14 protein-coding genes and 1 pseudogene are annotated in these 15,970 nt (G+C 58.8%); 11 read left to right on the forward strand and 4 right to left on the reverse strand.

Annotation, left to right across the window (positions count from 1 at the left end):
- Positions 1–75: 75 nt before the first annotated feature.
- Positions 76–948, reverse strand: a complete 873-nt coding sequence (locus tag ACF0H7_RS01025; protein WP_397453796.1) for a methyl-accepting chemotaxis protein — start codon at positions 946–948, stop codon at positions 76–78.
- Positions 931–1,701: pseudogene (locus ACF0H7_RS01030) on the reverse strand (MCP four helix bundle domain-containing protein); the annotation flags it as partial. The gene ACF0H7_RS01025 and the pseudogene ACF0H7_RS01030, both read right to left, overlap by 18 nt.
- Positions 1,702–2,022: 321 nt before the next feature.
- Between ACF0H7_RS01030 and ACF0H7_RS01035 the strand changes: the two are divergent.
- Positions 2,023–2,256, forward strand: a complete 234-nt coding sequence (locus tag ACF0H7_RS01035) for a hypothetical protein (protein ID WP_397450996.1) — start codon at positions 2,023–2,025, stop codon at positions 2,254–2,256.
- Entirely contained in the window at positions 2,253–2,555 is a 303-nt protein-coding gene (locus tag ACF0H7_RS01040; RefSeq protein ID WP_397450997.1) for a cell division protein ZapA, read from the forward strand. The genes ACF0H7_RS01035 and ACF0H7_RS01040 overlap by 4 nt, the downstream gene beginning before the upstream one ends.
- A 112-nt stretch (positions 2,556–2,667) precedes the next feature.
- Here ACF0H7_RS01040 and ACF0H7_RS01045 read toward each other — a convergent pair whose 3' ends face one another.
- On the reverse strand, positions 2,668–3,708 hold the full coding sequence (locus ACF0H7_RS01045; protein ID WP_397450998.1) for a low specificity L-threonine aldolase: 1,041 nt from the start codon (positions 3,706–3,708) through the stop codon (positions 2,668–2,670).
- 102 nt (positions 3,709–3,810) lie between these two features.
- On the opposite strand from ACF0H7_RS01045, the gene ACF0H7_RS01050 reads away from it, so the two are divergent.
- Both ACF0H7_RS01050 and alaC read left to right on the forward strand, forming a co-directional pair.
- Positions 3,811–4,560 (forward strand): TraX family protein, encoded by a 750-nt coding sequence (locus tag ACF0H7_RS01050; protein WP_397450999.1) that lies wholly within the window; start codon positions 3,811–3,813, stop codon positions 4,558–4,560.
- Positions 4,561–4,772: 212 nt separating this feature from the next.
- The gene (gene alaC / locus ACF0H7_RS01055) at positions 4,773–5,990 is read left to right on the forward strand and encodes an alanine transaminase (protein ID WP_397451000.1); all 1,218 of its coding nucleotides are present in this window, start codon (positions 4,773–4,775) and stop codon (positions 5,988–5,990) included.
- Between the two features lie 75 nt (positions 5,991–6,065).
- Here the strand turns inward: alaC and ACF0H7_RS01060 are convergent, their stop codons facing one another.
- Positions 6,066–6,401, reverse strand: coding sequence for a hypothetical protein (locus ACF0H7_RS01060; protein ID WP_397451001.1), 336 nt, complete (start codon positions 6,399–6,401; stop codon positions 6,066–6,068).
- A 508-nt stretch (positions 6,402–6,909) separates the two neighbouring features.
- Between ACF0H7_RS01060 and glyA the strand changes: the two genes are divergently transcribed.
- The 7 genes from glyA (at position 6,910) to fdhA (ending at position 15,847) form a co-directional block, all read left to right on the forward strand.
- A complete protein-coding gene (glyA, locus tag ACF0H7_RS01065) occupies positions 6,910–8,163 on the forward strand; it encodes a serine hydroxymethyltransferase (RefSeq protein WP_397451002.1) in 1,254 nt (417 codons plus the stop codon).
- A 15-nt stretch (positions 8,164–8,178) separates the two neighbouring features.
- Entirely contained in the window at positions 8,179–9,429 is a 1,251-nt protein-coding gene (locus tag ACF0H7_RS01070) for a sarcosine oxidase subunit beta family protein (RefSeq protein WP_219064046.1), read from the forward strand.
- Positions 9,430–9,443: 14 nt separating this feature from the next.
- Positions 9,444–9,746 (forward strand): sarcosine oxidase subunit delta, encoded by a 303-nt coding sequence (locus ACF0H7_RS01075; RefSeq protein WP_397451003.1) that lies wholly within the window; start codon positions 9,444–9,446, stop codon positions 9,744–9,746.
- A complete protein-coding gene (locus ACF0H7_RS01080; protein ID WP_397451004.1) occupies positions 9,743–12,760 on the forward strand; it encodes a sarcosine oxidase subunit alpha in 3,018 nt (1,005 codons plus the stop codon). Before ACF0H7_RS01075 ends, ACF0H7_RS01080 begins: the two co-directional genes overlap by 4 nt.
- An 88-nt stretch (positions 12,761–12,848) precedes the next feature.
- A complete protein-coding gene (locus ACF0H7_RS01085) occupies positions 12,849–13,481 on the forward strand; it encodes a sarcosine oxidase subunit gamma (RefSeq protein WP_397451005.1) in 633 nt (210 codons plus the stop codon).
- Between the two features lie 104 nt (positions 13,482–13,585).
- Positions 13,586–14,443 carry a formyltetrahydrofolate deformylase gene (purU, locus tag ACF0H7_RS01090; RefSeq protein WP_397451006.1) on the forward strand — a complete coding sequence of 286 codons (858 nt, stop codon included), beginning with the start codon at positions 13,586–13,588 and terminating at the stop codon, positions 14,441–14,443.
- A gap of 204 nt (positions 14,444–14,647) precedes the next feature.
- On the forward strand, positions 14,648–15,847 hold the full coding sequence (gene fdhA, locus ACF0H7_RS01095) for a formaldehyde dehydrogenase, glutathione-independent (protein ID WP_397451007.1): 1,200 nt from the start codon (positions 14,648–14,650) through the stop codon (positions 15,845–15,847).
- Positions 15,848–15,970 lie beyond the last annotated feature (123 nt).

Consider the following 15,970-nt stretch of genomic DNA (forward strand, 5'->3'; position numbering starts at 1 on the left):
CGCGAGGTGTGTCAGGTCTGGCCGGTTCGCAGGCAAGCCTGCCCCCACACAGGCTGTGGGAGCATTGTTTTAACGTTACAAACTGAACCGCGAAACCATGCTGTTCAGGTCCACCGCCAGACGCGACAACTCACCGCTGGCCGAGCTGGTCTGGTTGGCGCCAGTGGCTGATTGCACTGACAGGTCGCGAATGTTCACCAGGTTGCGGTCAACTTCACGGGCGACTTGCGCCTGCTCTTCCGCCGCGCTGGCGATCACCAGGTTGCGCTCGTTGATCTGCGCGATGGCCAAGTTGATGGTTTCCAGGGCGATGCCGGCGCCTTTGGCGATGCTCAGGGTCGATTCAGCGCGTTCGGTGCTGTTGCGCATCGAATCCACGGCCTGTTCAGTGCCGCCTTGAATGCTGCCGATCATCCGCTCGATTTCGCTGGTGGACTGTTGAGTGCGATGCGCCAGGGCACGAACTTCGTCAGCCACCACGGCAAAACCACGTCCGGCTTCACCGGCGCGCGCGGCTTCGATAGCCGCGTTGAGGGCCAGCAGGTTGGTCTGATCGGCGAGGCCGCGAATCACATCCAGCACTTTGCCGATGTCTCGCGATTCGTTGGCCAGGTTGCCGATCAGTTGTGCGGTACTTTCCACGTCGCCGCTCATGCGCTCAATGGCGCCAACGGTTTCCAGTACCAGCTCACGGCCATCGCTGGCCGAGGTAGTGGCTTCTTTCGACGCGTCGGAAGTGCTCACGGCATTGCGTGCGACTTCTTCTACGGCGCTGGTCATCTGGTTGACCGCCGTCGCCGCTTGTTCGATTTCTTTGTTCTGCTGGGCCAGGCCGCGCGCACTTTCGTCAGTGACGGCATTCAGCTCTTCCGCCGCTGAGGCCAGTTGAGTGGCGGAACCGGAAATACGGTGCAGGGTGTCGCGCAGCTTCTCCTGCATCTTCTGCATGGCGGCTAACAAACGGCCAGCTTCGTCTTTACCATCGGCCTTGATCGGGCGGGTCAGGTTACCCTCGGCGATGCTTTCGGCGGCGCTGAGTGCCAGGGCAATCGGCTGAGTGATGCTGTTGGTCAGCAGCCAAGCGAACACCAGCGTGAGGATGGTGGCGATGATCAGGACGCCGATCACCATCTTGAAGGCGGTCGAGTATTGGCTGGCTGCTTCATCATTGGCTGCGTTCAACTCGCGGGCATTGATTTCCACCAACTTCGACAGGACGGTGTTCATCTGGTCCGAGTTGTCTTGCAGTTCGACGTTGAGCAGGCTGCCCAATTCGTCGATTTTGTTGGCGCGGCTCAGGCTCTTCATGCGCTCTTCAAGCTGGCGATATTGATTCACCAACTGCACGAACTGGGTGTAGGTCTGTTGTTCTTCGGGATTGCTGATCAGCTTTTCGTAGGCCGCCTGGGCATCCGTGACCATTTGGTCGCGAGTGGTCATCAGGTTTATGGTCTTTTCCTGGATCGCCGGGTCGCGATTGAACATCAAGCGAAACGACAACACGCGCAGGCGCACACTGTGTTCGATCAACTTGTCCAGGTTGCGGATGCTCGGGACGCTGCTTTTCGCTATTTCTTCACCAGCGCTGCGGATGGTGCTCATTTGCGTCAGCGAGAAGACGCCGAGAATCAACATCAGTGCACCAATCACAGCAAATCCGAGGAATGCGCGCGGGGCGATATTCATATTTCGTAGGGACATGGGATCTTCCTGGAATGACGCATTCCGTGCGGTGAGAGGGCAAAAATTGACGGGTCTGCATGGGGTATCGGACGTAAGACCAAAGTCTTGAGGTTGTAGGACCCAGACTACGTATTTCTCCTGATCTGGATTGCTTTGACGAGGCGCAGGAACCAGAACCAAAAAACGCAGTCAGTAACAGTCCTTATGCATTTACCTCGGTAACGGTCGACATGCTGCGTATCCGCCAGAAACAAAGGCTGAAATGCCCTTTTATCGCTGGTGCGCGCAATGACTTTTCTTTATCGTGTGCGCCCTTTGAAATTTGCTAGAGAAATCAAAATGTTGGAAGCATCCCTGAGTCAATTGGAACAACTGGTCGGCGACCTGGTGCAGCAGAATCAACACCTGCAAAACACCAACGCGCAACTGAACGCCGAGCTGGCCCAAGTCAAGGATGACAACGAGAACCTGCAACTGAGCCTGCTGGAGCACGAAGAAAAGCAGGGCGCCACCGCGGCCCGTATTCAGGCACTGGTTGAACGCGCCACTAGCGTCACCGCTGTCAGCGCATGAGTTACGACAGGGACGGAGTGAAGGTCGTCTCGATTCTGGGCCACGACTACTCGATCAAAGCCCCTGCGGGCGAAGAGCAGACCCTGCTGGATGCGACGGTGATGCTCAAGTCGGCGCTGTCGGACACCAAAAGGAAGTATCCAGGCTTGATCGGCGACAGGCTGCTGGTATTGGCGGCGTTGAACCTGTGTTCGCAGCAGATCGAACTCAAAAGGCAACACGAAAAGGAACTCGACCGTTATCAAGAGCAGGTCAGCGCCACGGTTGAAGTGATTTCAAAGGCAATGGCGAGAGCTTAACGGTACAAACTGTAGGCGCTGCCGAAGGCTGCGATTGGTCTTAATGAAGATCCTGTGGATCTTATCGCAGCCTTCGGCAGCTCCTACAGGGGATGTGCGGTGATTGTGGGATTCAGGCCTGCATCACCAACCGAATATCAGCCGCCAATTCCCGCACGCGCTCTTCTTCGGTATCCCACGAGCACATGAAGCGTGCGCCGCCGTTGCCAATGAAGGTATAGAAACGCCAGCCCCTGGCAGTCAGCGCAGCGATGGCTGGCTCCGACAGTTGCAGAAACACGCCGTTGGCCTGCACCGGGAACATCAGTTCAACACCAGGAATGTCCTTCACCAACTCGCTGAGCAATTGCGCGCAGTGGTTGGCGTGGCGTGCGTGTTTGAGCCAGGCGTCGTTTTCCAGCAGGCCGACCCAGGGTGCAGAAAGGAAGCGCATTTTCGACGCCAGTTGCCCGGCTTGTTTGCAGCGATAATCGAAGTCTTCCGCCAGTTCGCGGTTGAAGAACAGGATCGCCTCACCCACGGCCATGCCGTTTTTGGTACCGCCAAAGCACAGCACATCGACGCCGGCTTTCCAGGTCAGTTCCGCCGGGCTGCAATCAAGGAAGGCGCAGGCATTGGAGAACCGCGCGCCGTCCATGTGCAGGTGCAGTCCCAGCTCCTTGCAGGTGGCGCTGATGGCTTTGAGTTCTTCCGGCTGGTAGACGCTGCCGACCTCAGTCGCCTGGGTCAGGGTCACAACGCGAGGTTTCGGGTAGTGAATGTCCTGACGCTTCAACGCGATTTCGCGGATCGACTCCGGGGTCAGCTTGCCGTTTTCACTGCGGGCAGTCAGCAGCTTGGAGCCGTTGGAGAAGAATTCCGGTGCGCCGCATTCGTCGGTTTCGACGTGGGCAGTTTCCGAGCAGATGACGCTGTGGTAGCTCTGGCACAGCGACGACAGCGCCAGTGAGTTGGCGGCCGTGCCGTTGAAGGCAAAGAACACTTCGCAGTCGGTTTCGAACAATTTGCGGAAGTGGTCGGAAGCGCGCGCGGTCCACTCGTCGTCGCCGTAAGCGCGTTGATGTCCTTGGTTGGCCTGTTCCATGGCGGCCCACGCCTCAGGGCAAATCCCTGAATAGTTGTCGCTGGCGAACTGCTGGCTTTTGTCGGTCATGGCCGTTTCCTTGTGATCGATAATGGTGCGCACTGTAGCGAAGATTGCGGGCTTTGGTCATGTGTTGTTATGTAGGTCAATTATTTCAGCGCACGGAGTGCCATGGACCTTTCTAACCCGCCGTTTCTGCCTCGCCGAGACAAGGCGCTGGATTTGCTCAAGTGGCTGGCGATGCTGAGCATGGTGCTCGATCACCTGCGATATCTCGGCGAATCGATCAATTTCGTGTATGCGCCGGGGCGGTTGGCGTTTCCGTGGTTTTGCCTGGCGATTGCGGCCAATCTTGCGCGCCAAGGCGCAAGCCCTTTCGGCCTTATCGTACAGTGGCGTTATCTGACGTGGCTGGCGGTGTTTTCGGCGTTGGCAGAGCTCCCGTATCGGCTGTACATGCCACCTGGAGAGGTCACTACCCTGAATGTCCTGCCGACCCTGGCCCTGGGATTATTGGTGGCGCAGGGGTGGTTGCAGCGTAGTGCTCTGAATCGCGTGCTGGCGCTGGGCGCGCTGCTACTGGCGGCGCTCTTCCAGCAAAAAATCATGTTCGGTTTCTGGGGCGTGCTGCTGCCGTTGGCGTGTTTGATGGCGCTGCATCGGCCGCTGTGGTGGGCGCTGCTGCCGGGTGTGGTGTGCCTCGCGAGCAATGCCTGGGCGGAGATATTCGCGGCAGTGGGATGGGGTGATCCAATTTCGACAGGTGCGCTGATTGCCTGCCTGTCAGGACCGATGCTGGGGTTGGCGATCGTGCGCAGCAAACCGGGCTTTGCGGTGTGGCCGATGCGGCGTTGGGCGTATGCGATCTACCCGCTGCACTTTTTAGCGTTGTGGGGCCTCAGGGTTTTGTTGGTGGCCTGAAATGCGCATCTTTTGTAGGAGTTGCCGAAGGCTGCGATAAGATCCGCAGGATCTTCATTGGGCCCGATCACAGCCTTCGACAGTTCCTACAGGTCGTTCTGAAAAATCTTTATAGACAAAACGTCAGCGCTGCCATTATGTTCTGCACCAGGCCACCGCAGTGGCCAGCGTCGCTCGGACGGTTCCGGGCGCTTACGTCTTCAGAGGTTTACATGGCCGACCAAGGTTCGCCGCGCCGCTTTTCGCGCATCGATCGTCTCCCCCCTTACGTGTTCAACATCACTGCCGAGCTGAAAATGGCTGCTCGTCGTCGTGGTGAGGACATTATCGACCTGAGCATGGGCAACCCCGACGGGGCTACTCCACCGCACATCGTCGAAAAACTGGTCACCGTCGCCCAGCGTGAAGACACCCATGGTTACTCCACCTCACGCGGTATTCCGCGTCTGCGTCGGGCTATCTCTACCTGGTACAAAAAACGTTACGACGTCGATATCGACCCGGAAGACGAAGCCATCGTCACCATCGGTTCGAAGGAAGGTCTGGCGCACTTGATGCTCGCCACCCTCGATCAGGGCGACACGGTATTGGTGCCAAACCCGAGCTATCCGATTCACATCTACGGTGCCGTGATTGCCGGCGCCCAGGTGCGGTCGGTGCCGCTGATCCCAGGCGTGGACTTCTTCGCCGAGCTGGAAAAGGCCATTCGCGGCTCGATTCCCAAGCCGAAAATGATGATTTTGGGTTTCCCGTCGAACCCGACTGCGCAGTGCGTGGAACTGGACTTCTTCGAACGTGTGGTCGCGCTGGCCAAGCAATACGACGTGCTGGTGGTTCACGACCTGGCCTACGCCGACATCGTTTACGACGGCTGGAAAGCGCCGTCGATCATGCAGGTTCCAGGCGCCAAGGACATTGCGGTGGAGTTCTTCACCCTGTCCAAGAGCTACAACATGGCTGGCTGGCGGATTGGTTTCATGGTCGGTAATAAGGAATTGGTCAACGCCCTGGCGCGGATCAAGAGCTACCACGACTACGGCACCTTCACCCCGCTGCAAGTCGCGGCGATTGCTGCCCTCGAAGGCGACCAGCAGTGCGTGCTCGACATCGCCGAGCAATACCGTCAGCGTCGCAACGTGTTGGTCAAAGGCCTGCACGAACTGGGCTGGATGGTAGAAAACCCGAAAGCGTCGATGTATGTCTGGGCCAAGATCCCGGAAGCCTACGCGCACATGGGTTCGCTGGAATTCGCCAAGAAGATGCTGGCCGAAGCCAAAGTCTGTGTCTCGCCGGGCGTCGGTTTCGGGGAGTACGGCGACGATCATGTGCGTTTTGCGTTGATTGAAAACCAGGACCGGATTCGTCAGGCGGTGCGCGGTATTCGCAATATGTTCCGGGCGGATGTTCAGTTGCCTGCAAAATCTGTTTGATGGAGATAATACGTCACTAAAACCTCTCAAGTGCCCCGAAAGATTTTAGTGGCGTTATAGCTACTTCAGCACGCTTCAGAGTGGATATCTGCTGGTTGCAATCATTGCATCACCGTCGTACCAAGTTTTACCTCCTAAACGCGATAGGGTGCGACCGTCTGCTTCGACAATCAAAGTGTCGTTGTCGATGTATTGGTAGCCTTCCAGTAGCGGTGCGGTCCCTGTGATGAAACCGTCTCCGACCTCAAGCTGAAATTGGATCGTGTTATTAGCCATTTTTTTCGCGATTTTGCTATAGACGCGACCCTGTACGGTTCCGGCACCTATCTGATCGCCTACACGTACGTACTTAAAAAAATCGGCAACAGCCAGTCCCGGATGGTTAAACTTAGTCTCTGTTAACTTGTTCATTTGTTGACACCTTTCCTTGGTTTAGTGATTGATACCGAAAACTGCACATTTTTGTCTTCCGGTGTAGCGAGTATATGATCGAGCTGAATTCCTGGCAGCTGTCAGAAATGACAGTAGGAAAGAGAATCGGATAAATGGTATTCCCAGCAGAATCTGTCTGGTTGCGACATTGGCTCTTCAAAATCCCGCGGTCGAAAGCCGGGGGATTTTTTTATCTGGATGGGTGCGCCGACCTCTGTAGGAGCGAACTTGTTCGCGAAGCGGTCAGGCTGACACTCCGCGTTAAGCCTCTCGCCAACCAGTTGGCTACAGGCCGAGGGCATTCGTCCGGGCGGCCCCGCTTTGGAGCCTATTTATCTCTCCCCGCCAAACCCATGTCGTAAACGCACCTTTGCGTGGCGTCCATAGGCATTTGACCTGTCTGCGTCGGACCTACCATCGCTATCAAAGGGCAGTCTACAAGCCCTATCGATAAGCAAGGCGCAGCGCCGCCGCTGGGAGAACCGCGATGTTCAGCAAGCAAGACCAAATCCAAGGTTATGACGATGCACTGTTGGCGGCCATGAATGCCGAGGAGCAACGCCAGGAAGACCATATCGAGCTGATCGCCTCGGAGAACTACACCAGCAAGCGTGTCATGGAAGCTCAAGGCAGCGGCCTGACCAACAAGTACGCCGAAGGCTACCCGGGCAAGCGCTACTACGGCGGTTGCGAGCACGTGGATAAAGTCGAGTCGCTGGCCATCGAACGCGCCAAGCAACTGTTCGGCGCCGATTACGCCAACGTCCAGCCACACTCCGGCAGCCAGGCCAACGCCGCTGTTTATCTGGCCCTGCTGCAAGCCGGCGACACCGTGCTGGGCATGAGCCTGGCCCACGGCGGTCACCTGACCCACGGCGCCAAAGTCAGCTTCTCCGGCAAACTGTATAACGCTGTGCAATATGGCATCGACACCAACACTGGCTTGATCGATTACGACGAAGTCGAGCGCATTGCCCTCGAAACGAAGCCAAAAATGATCATCGCCGGGTTCTCGGCGTACTCGAAGACTCTGGATTTCCCACGCTTCCGCGAAATCGCTGACAAGGTTGGCGCCTACCTGTTCGTTGACATGGCTCACGTGGCCGGTCTGGTCGCCGCTGGTCTGTACCCGAACCCGCTGCCGTACGCTGACGTCGTCACCACCACCACTCACAAAACCCTGCGCGGTCCGCGTGGTGGCTTGATCCTGGCCAAGGCCAACGAAGAGATCGAGAAGAAGCTCAACGCTGCTGTGTTCCCTGGCGGTCAGGGCGGCCCGTTGATGCACGTGATCGCGGCCAAGGCTGTGTGCTTTAAAGAAGCACTGGAGCCAGGTTTCAAGGCGTACCAGCAACAAGTGATCAACAACGCCCAGGCCATGGCTCAGGTGTTCATCGACCGAGGCTACGACGTAGTGTCCGGCGGTACCGACAACCATTTGTTCCTGGTCAGCCTGATTCGTCAGGGCCTCACCGGTAAAGATGCCGACGCCGCCCTGGGCCGCGCGCACATCACCGTGAACAAGAACGCCGTGCCGAACGATCCACAATCGCCATTCGTGACCTCTGGTCTGCGTATCGGCACCCCGGCCGTCACTAGCCGTGGCTTCAAAGTGACCCAGTGCGTAGAGCTCGCTGGCTGGATCTGCGACATCCTCGACAACCTCGGCGATGCTGACGTGGAAGCGAATGTTGCCAGCCAGGTTTCCGCACTGTGCGCCGATTTCCCGGTTTATCGCTGAGTCAGGAGTAGCCCCATGCAACATTACTCAGGCTTCGGCCTTTTCAAACACTCCCTCAGCCACCACGAGAATTGGCAGCGCATGTGGCGCACGCCGACCCCGAAAAAGGTCTACGACGTCGTCATCGTCGGCGGCGGCGGGCACGGTCTGGCCACGGCGTACTACCTGGCGAAAGAGCATGGCATCACTAACGTGGCCGTGGTCGAGAAGGGCTGGCTGGGCGGCGGTAACACCGCGCGCAACACCACCATCGTGCGCTCGAACTACCTGTGGGACGAATCGGCCCACCTGTACGAACACGCAATGAAGTTGTGGGAAGGCCTGTCGCAGGACATCAACTACAACGTGATGTTCTCCCAGCGCGGCGTCTACAACCTGTGCCACACCCTGCAAGACATTCGTGACTCGGAACGCCGGGTTAGCGCCAACCGCCTCAACGGCGTGGATGGCGAGTTGCTCAACGCCAAGCAGGTCGCGGAAGAAATTCCGTACCTGGATTGCTCGAAAAACACCCGTTACCCGATCATCGGTGCCACCGTTCAACGCCGTGGCGGCGTTGCTCGTCACGACGCCGTGGCCTGGGGCTTTGCCCGTGCCGCTGACGCCCTGGGTGTCGACCTGATTCAACAGACCGAAGTCATCGGCTTCCGCAAGGAAAACGGCGTGTGCATCGGTGTGGAAACCAACAAAGGCTTCATCGGCGCCAAGCGCGTCGGTGTGGTGACCGCGGGTAACTCCGGTCACATGGCCAAACTGGCGGGCTTCCGTCTGCCGATCGAATCGCACCCGCTGCAAGCGCTGGTGTCCGAGCCGATCAAGCCGATTATCGACAGTGTGATCATGTCCAACGCCGTTCATGGCTATATCAGCCAGTCCGACAAGGGCGACCTGGTGATCGGCGCCGGTATCGACGGCTACAACGGCTATGGCCAGCGCGGTTCGTACCCGGTGATCGAGCACACCATCCAGGCCATCGTCGAGATGTTCCCGGTACTGTCCCGCGTGCGCATGAACCGTCAGTGGGGCGGCATCGTCGACACCACGCCGGACGCATGCCCGATCATTTCCAAAACACCCGTACCCAACATGTTCTTCAACTGCGGTTGGGGTACCGGTGGCTTCAAGGCAACACCCGGCTCGGGCAACGTATTTGCCGCCAGCCTCGCCAAGGGTGAAATGCACCCATTGGCCAAGCCTTTCTCCATCGACCGTTTTCACAACGGTGCGCTGATCGACGAACACGGCGCCGCGGCTGTCGCCCACTAACAGGAGAAATCCCTATGTTGCATATCTTCTGTCCTCACTGTGGCGAACTGCGCTCCGAAGAGGAATTCCACGCTTCCGGCCAGGCTCATATTCCGCGTCCGCTGGACCCGAACACCTGCACCGACGAGCAGTGGGGCGACTACATGTTCTTCCGCGACAACCCGCGCGGTCTGCACCACGAGCTGTGGATTCACGCTGCCGGTTGCCGTCAGTACTTCAATGCGACCCGTGACACCGTGACCTACGAAATTCTCGAGACTTACCCGATTGGCGCCAAACCGCAGTTCACTGCGAAAGCGGCGGGAGACAAGGTATGAGCCAGAACAACCGCCTGCCTAACGGTGGCCGCATCGACCGCAGCAAGGTGCTGAACTTCACCTTCAACGGTCAGACTTATCAGGGCTTTGAAGGCGACACCCTGGCCGCAGCCTTGCTGGCCAACGGCGTCGACATCATCGGCCGTAGCTTCAAATATTCGCGTCCTCGCGGGATTTTCGCCGCCGGTTCCGAAGAGCCAAACGCTGTACTGCAGATCGGCGCAACCGAAGCCACCCAGATCCCCAACGTACGCGCCACGCAACAAGCGCTGTATTCGGGCCTGGTCGCCACCAGCACCAACGGCTGGCCAAGCGTTAACACCGACATGATGGGGATTCTCGGTAAAGTCGGCGGCAAGCTGATGCCACCGGGCTTCTACTACAAAACCTTCATGTACCCGCAATCGTTCTGGATGACCTACGAGAAGTACATTCGTAAGGCCGCCGGTCTTGGTCGTTCGCCGACTGAAAACGATCCGGATTCCTACGATGCAATGAACCGTCACTGCGACGTGCTGATCGTCGGTGCTGGTCCTTCGGGTCTGGCAGCTGCCTTGGCGGCCGGTCGTAGCGGTGCTCGGGTGATCCTGGCCGATGAGCAGGAAGAATTCGGCGGCAGTCTGCTCGACAGCCGCGAAAGCCTGGACGGTAAACCAGCGGCCGAATGGGTCGCCACGGTATTGGCCGAACTGAAGAAAATGCCGGAAGTGTTGCTGCTGCCACGGGCGACTGTGAACGGCTACCACGACCATAACTTCCTGACCATTCATGAGCGTCTGGCCGATCACCTCGGTGACCGCGCGCCTATCGGTCAAGTGCGTCAGCGCATGCACCGGGTTCGCGCCAAGCGTGTAGTCCTGGCTACCGGTACTCACGAGCGTCCACTGGTGTACGGCAACAATGACGTGCCGGGCAACATGCTGGCCGGCGCGGTATCGACCTACGTCCGTCGTTATGGCGTCGCACCGGGCAAGAAGCTGGTGCTGTCGACCAACAACGACCATGCCTACCGCGTTGCCCTGGATTGGCTCGATGCCAGCCTGCAAGTGGTGGCTATCGCTGACGCCCGTAGCAACCCACGCGGTGCGCTGGTTGAAGAAGCGCGCGCCAAAGGCATCCGCATCCTGACCTCCAGCGCAGTGATTGAAACACGCGGTTCCAAGCGTGTGACCGCTGCTCGCGTTGCCGCCATCGACGTCAAAGGTCATCGTGTGACCAGCCCTGGCGAATGGCTCGACTGCGACCTGGTTGCCAGCTCCGGTGGTTACAGCCCGATCGTGCACTTGGCTTCCCACTTGGGCGGCAAACCGATCTGGCGTGAAGATATTCTCGGTTTCGTACCGGGCGAAGCACCGCAGAAACGCGTGTGCGTCGGTGGCATCAACGGTGTCTACGGCCTGGCCGATTCCCTGGCCGACGGTTTTGAAGGCGGCGCCCGTGCGGCCAGCGAAGCAGGCTTCAAAATTGTCGAAGGCGTGTTGCCGAAAGCCCTGACGCGTCTGGAAGAACCAACTCTGGCGCTGTTCCAGGTGCCCCACGAAAAAGCCACTGCCCGTGCGCCGAAGCAATTCGTCGACTTGCAGAACGACGTCACCGCGGCTGCCATCGAACTGGCGACCCGCGAAGGCTTCGAGTCGGTTGAACACGTTAAACGCTACACCGCACTCGGTTTCGGTACTGACCAAGGCAAGCTGGGTAACGTCAACGGTCTGGCCATCGCTGCCCGTTCGCTGAACGTTTCGATCCCGGAAATGGGCACCACCATGTTCCGCCCGAACTACACGCCGGTGACATTCGGCGCGGTAGCCGGTCGTCACTGCGGTCACATCTTCGAGCCTGTGCGCTTCACCGCGCTGCATGCCTGGCACGTCAAGAACGGCGCCGAATTCGAAGACGTCGGTCAGTGGAAACGTCCGTGGTACTTCCCGAAACGTGGTGAAGACCTGCATGCCGCCGTCGCTCGCGAATGCAAAGCCGTGCGTGAAAGCGTCGGCCTGCTGGATGCCTCGACCCTCGGCAAGATCGACATTCAAGGCCCGGATGCGCGTGAGTTCCTCAATCGTATCTACACCAACGCCTGGACCAAGCTCGACGTGGGCAAGGCGCGTTACGGCCTGATGTGCAAAGAAGACGGCATGGTCTTCGACGACGGCGTAACCGCCTGTGTCGCCGACAACCATTTCATCATGACCACCACGACCGGCGGCGCTGCACGCGTTCTGCAATGGCTGGAAATCTACCAACAGACCGAATGGCCAGACCTGAAGGTGTACTTCACTTCCGTGACTGACCACTACGCAACCCTGACCTTGTCCGGCCCGAACAGCCGCAAGCTGCTCAGCGAAGTGACCGACATCGATCTGGGCCGTGAAGACTTCCCGTTCATGACCTGGAAAGAAGGTCTGGTCGGTGGCGTGCCAGCGCGGGTGTTCCGTATCTCGTTCACCGGCGAACTGTCCTACGAAGTGAACATCCAGGCTGACTACGCCATGGGTGTCCTTGAGAAAATCGCCGAGGCTGGCAAGAAGTACAACCTGACGCCGTACGGCACTGAAACCATGCACGTCCTGCGGGCCGAGAAGGGTTTCATCATCGTTGGCCAGGATACGGATGGCTCGATGACTCCGGACGACCTGAACATGGGCTGGTGTGTCGGTCGCACCAAACCGTTCTCGTGGCTGGGCTGGCGTGGCATGAACCGCGAAGACTGCGTGCGTGATCAACGTAAGCAACTGGTAGGCCTGAAGCCGATCGATCCGACCAAATGGCTGCCGGAAGGTGCACAGCTGGTGTTCGACACCAAGCAAGCGATCCCGATGACCATGGTCGGTCATGTGACCTCCAGCTACGCCTCGAACTCGCTGGGCTATTCGTTTGCGATGGGTGTGGTCAAAGGCGGCCTCAAGCGCATGGGCGAACGTGTGTTCGCACCGCTGGCCGATGGCAGCGTGATCGAAGCCGAAATCGTTTCGTCGGTGTTCTTCGATCCGAAAGGCGATCAGCAGAACGTGTGAGTGCATGCACCCCTGAAGGAGCGGGCAAGCCCGCTCCTTCAGGGAATGTCGGGCTTAACAGCAAAACAGAATTCAGGACAGGTGCTCTATGACCACAGCCAACGTTTACCAACAACGGCCAACGACCGGCGTAAAAGCCGAGTCACCGTTGTTCCATGCCGACCTCGGCAGCCTGGTCGGCAAAGGCCGCAACAACCCTGGCGTGACCCTGCGCGAGAAAAAACTGCTCGGTCATCTGACCCTGCGTGGCGATGGTCACGACGCGGCGTTCGCTGCCGGCGTGAGCAAAGCACTGGGCATGCAATTGCCAGGCGCATTGGGCCTGGTAATCAGCGGCGAAAGCTCGCTGCAATGGATGGGCCCGGATGAGTGGCTGCTGATTGTCCCGACGGGCGAAGAGTTCGCCGCCGAACAGCGCCTGCGCGAAGCACTGGCCGGGCTGCATATCGCCGTGGTTAACGTCAGCGGCGGCCAATCTCTGCTAGAACTAACCGGGCCTAAGGTTCGCGACGTGCTGATGAAGTCCACCAGCTACGACGTGCACCCGGACAATTTTCCGGTGGGCAAAGCTATCGGCACCGTGTTCGCCAAGTCGCAATTGGTGATTCGTCGTACCGGCGAAGAAACCTGGGAACTGCTGATTCGTCGCTCGTTCTCCGATTACTGGTGGATGTGGCTGCAAGATGCCAGCGCCGAGTATGGCCTGGCCATCACCGCATAACCTGTAGGAGCGGGCTTGCCCGCGATAGCGGTATATCTGACACACCGCCGATCGCGGGCAAGCCCGCTCCTACACAAAATCTGTACACAGGAGTCACCCGAACAATGAGCCGCGCCCCCGACACATGGATTCTGACTGCCGACTGCCCGAGCGTTCTAGGCACGGTGGACGCGGTCACCCGCTATCTGTACGAGCAGAATTGCTACGTCACCGAGCACCACTCCTTCGATGATCGACTCTCGAGTCGCTTCTTCATCCGCGTCGAGTTTCGTCAGCCGGATGGCTTCGATGAGCAAGCCTTCCGTTTGGGTTTGGCGGCACGTGGTGAAGCGTTCGGCATGCTGTTCGAACTGACCGCGCCGAACTATCGGCCGAAAGTGGTGCTGATGGTCTCCAAGTCCGACCACTGCCTGAACGACTTGCTCTATCGGCAACGCATCGGGCAATTGTCGATGGATGTAGTGGCGGTAGTGTCCAACCACCCGGACCTGGAACCGCTGGCGCGCTGGCACGAAATTCCCTACTACCATTTCCCCCTCGATCCCCATGACAAACCGGCGCAAGAGCGTCAGGTGTGGCAGGTGATCCAGGACACCGGTGCCGAACTGGTGGTGCTCGCCCGATACATGCAGGTGCTGTCGCCCGAGCTGTGCCGTCGTCTGGATGGCTGGGCAATCAACATCCATCACTCGTTGCTGCCGGGCTTCAAGGGCGCAAAACCCTACCATCAGGCCTACAACAAGGGCGTGAAACTGGTCGGGGCAACGGCGCATTACATCAACAACGACCTCGACGAAGGCCCGATCATTGCCCAGGGCGTCGAGACCGTAGACCACAGCCACTATCCCGAGGACCTGATTGCCAAAGGTCGGGATATCGAAGCGCAGACGTTGGCGCGGGCGGTGGGTTTTCACATTGAACGGCGCGTTTTCCTCAACGCGAGCCGGACCGTTGTTTTGTAGATTGCTTGCGACCGCTGCGCGCTCGATCGCGGGCAAGCCCGCTCCTACAGGGATTTGGAATACTTGTAGGAGCGGGCTTGCCCGCGATGGCGGCATCACAAACACAGAACAACTCGAGCAATAGATGCGTTGCTCTGCCTAAAAAAGCAGCGCTTTTTCTCCGCGACATAGCTGTATCAATAACAACAAACAGCGAGGTGAAACATGGCTGACAATCGTGGTGTGGTGTATCTCGGCGCGGGCAAGGTCGAAGTACAAGCGATTCCTTTCCCGAAAATGCAGGACCCACGCGGCAAACGCATCGAACACGGCGTGATCCTGCGTGTGGTTTCCACCAACATCTGCGGCTCTGACCAACACATGGTGCGTGGCCGTACCACAGCCCAGACCGGTCTGGTGCTGGGTCATGAAATCACCGGCGAAGTCATCGAAGCCGGTCGTGACGTAGAACATCTGAAAGTCGGCGACCTGGTTTCCGTACCGTTCAACGTCGCGTGCGGCCGTTGCCGCAGCTGTAAAGAACAAAACACCGGCGTGTGCCTGACCGTCAACCCGGCGCGTCCGGGCGGTGCTTACGGTTATGTGGACATGGGTGACTGGGTCGGTGGCCAGGCTGAGTTCGTGCTGGTGCCGTATGCCGACTTCAACCTGCTGAAACTGCCGGATCGCGACCGGGCCATGGAAAAAATCCGTGACCTGACCTGCCTCTCCGACATCCTGCCAACCGGTTACCACGGCGCTGTGACAGCGGGCGTGGGTCCGGGCAGCACCGTGTACGTGGCGGGCGCGGGTCCTGTCGGTCTGGCCGCTGCGGCTTCGGCGCGTTTGCTGGGTGCTGCGGTGGTGATCGTCGGCGACGTCAACCCGACGCGTCTGGTTCACGCCAAGGCGCAAGGTTTTGAGATCGCCGACCTGTCCCTCGACACCCCGCTACACGAGCAAATCGCCGCACTGCTGGGCGAGCCGGAAGTGGACTGCGCCATCGACGCCGTAGGCTTCGAAGCACGCGGCCATGGCCATGCCGGTGCGCAACACGAAGCCCCAGCCACGGTACTCAACTCGCTGATGGGCGTGGTTCGCGTTGCCGGTAAGATCGGTATTCCAGGCCTGTACGTGACCGAAGATCCAGGTGCTGTCGACGCTGCCGCGAAAATGGGCAGCCTGAGCATTCGTCTGGGTCTGGGCTGGGCTAAATCCCACAGCTTCCACACCGGCCAAACCCCAGTGATGAAGTACAACCGCCAACTGATGCAAGCCATCATGTGGGACCGGATCAACATCGCTGACGTCGTCGGCGTCGAAGTCATCAGCCTCGACCAGGCACCTCGTGGTTATGGCGAGTTTGATGCGGGCGTGCCGAAGAAGTTTGTGATTGATCCGCATAAGTTGTTCAGCGCGGCGTAAGTTTCAGCGCAAATGAGAAGGGCGGCTAAAAGGCCGCCTTTTTTGTTTGTCAGATCACACGTTACCTGTAGGAGCTGCCGAAGGCTGCGATCAGGCCGGTACGGCCTTCCGGCCGTTGGTTCG

It is taken from the genome of Pseudomonas sp. NA-150 (genome assembly GCF_044336365.1).
Taxonomy (GTDB): Bacteria; Pseudomonadota; Gammaproteobacteria; order Pseudomonadales; family Pseudomonadaceae; genus Aquipseudomonas.